General features: G+C 32.9%; 2 protein-coding genes. Both read right to left on the bottom strand.

What is annotated here, in order from left to right; genetic code table 11:
• Positions 1 to 866 (bottom strand): hypothetical protein (locus CYP28_RS10090; RefSeq protein WP_141090935.1); only part of this gene is annotated, 866 nt, incomplete at its 3' end.
• A gap of 12 nt (positions 867 to 878) precedes the next feature.
• The coding region (locus tag CYP28_RS10085) for a C-terminal helicase domain-containing protein (protein ID WP_141090934.1) at positions 879 to 1,831 on the bottom strand (953 nt) is incomplete at its 5' end.

Here is a 1,831-nt window from a genome sequence, read left to right as displayed (position 1 = left end):
TCTATGCTATCTAGTAAATCAGATAGATACTCCTCAATCAGTCTTTGTTTATCCTGCTCAGTGGTATCTAGTAAGCTAAGTGCTGCCAAATGCCCTAAGATATTGTCTTTTCTCTCTTGGCTTTCAAAAGGGTTTTTAGATAGCGTTGAAACGTTATTGTAGATAAAGTCGCTTTTCAGGATATTATTTAAATCCTGCGAAATTTGCTCTGTTAATTTATCAAACCCAAGCGCATCTCCAGTTATTTTCTTATTATTAAACCAATCTTGGCGTAGCATAGAGTAAATTTCATCAAAATTTTTAATAGCTCCATTATTAGTTATTTTGCCTTCATTCTCTTTTTTTAAAACAGCGTATGGTTCTTGATCACCAAAAGTTCCCATTTCAATACCAGCGTATCCAGCTTGACTAAGAGCCTCTATCATTAATGGGCTTTTAAGAATTAACTCAGCCTTTGTGGTATTGGCGTCCGCAATAGCCTTTGTTATTTTTGGCAACATAATTTTGTTTATAAAATCGTTTTGCTCTTCATTGTTGATGATGCTTTTAATACTGTTTATATATGTTTCGCTGTTGCTGGTCTTGCTTTTAAATTTGTTTCTAACATCTTTGATTGTTTTTTCTGGTGTATCGGCGACTTCATAATAAATTTTTTTGCCATTCATATTTTCTACACCATCAGCATTTACTAATAAGTCTGCAACGTCTTCCAGGTCTTGCACAGTATTTTCAACTTTATTGCCATTATATGAATAAATTGTTTCGACGTCTTCTATGCTCTGCTCAACGATCTTAATGCCTACAAATTTTTCACCTATCACTTGATTTTTTTCTTTAGAAAGAATTTCTTTTAAATTTTCTGACATTTTATGTCCTTTTTAGTGATTTTTAATCGTCCTACTATTAAATAGATCTGCTTCATTTTGAATGAAATTTCTATTATTTAAATTTGCTAAATAGTCTTTTCCGTTCTCATAAGTATTGATACATATTGGGTGCAAGTTGTCACTGATGATACTTAAAATTTCATCTCGCCTATTACTAAAGTCCCTCGTAAAGGCATCAAAAATTACGATTTCACTCTTCTCTTTGTTGTTGCTTGGTCTAATTGCACGTCCGATTAATTGCTCTAAAGAGTAGATGGAATTTATTGGATTAAAGACTGGGGACAGAGAATAGACTAAATTTATGCTAGGCAAATCTATACCCTCTTTAATTAGGCTTGTCGTAGATACTAGAATAAAATTTTTGTCATTACTTGCTTTTCTGATTGCCTCAAATGTATCTTGCTTATCAATAGAGCTACCATCAAGATACAAAATAGGCATTTTGAAGTTCTTATTGAGTATCTTATATGCTTTTTTTGCAAACTCTATTGTGTTGGTAAGCACTAAAGCCTTGACGTTGCTCTTTTTTGATAAATCGGTCATTGTAGTATTTAAAACACTTACTTGCCTAGAGTAGTCATTGTCAATAGATTTTTTTAAAAAGCCTACCTTCATGCCTATATTTTCCCAATTAGATGGTAAAGAAGCAGGATTTTTACCCAAAAAGTCATTGGCATAAAGCTCGCATAGCCTTCTTGCATAATTTAACATATCTCGCTCTGACTTTGACGAAAAGTAAGATGGAAACAATGAGCCAAATTTAAAATCCAACATAATTTGTTTGGCCAGCTCCATTTTTCTGCTATTTTCGTCCTCTATCTCTTTGAGTGCATTCGCGAAAGTATTTCTAATAGTTGTTACATCATAGCTAGTTATTGGCTTAATAGCTCCATTGGGAGTATCTTTGAAAATTTGATAAGAAGCATACTTGGACTGGCTTAATA

The organism is Campylobacter concisus (assembly GCF_002914195.1).
GTDB lineage: Bacteria > Campylobacterota > Campylobacteria > Campylobacterales > Campylobacteraceae > Campylobacter_A > Campylobacter_A concisus_M.
This window is presented reverse-complemented; position numbering and strand designations above follow the sequence as displayed.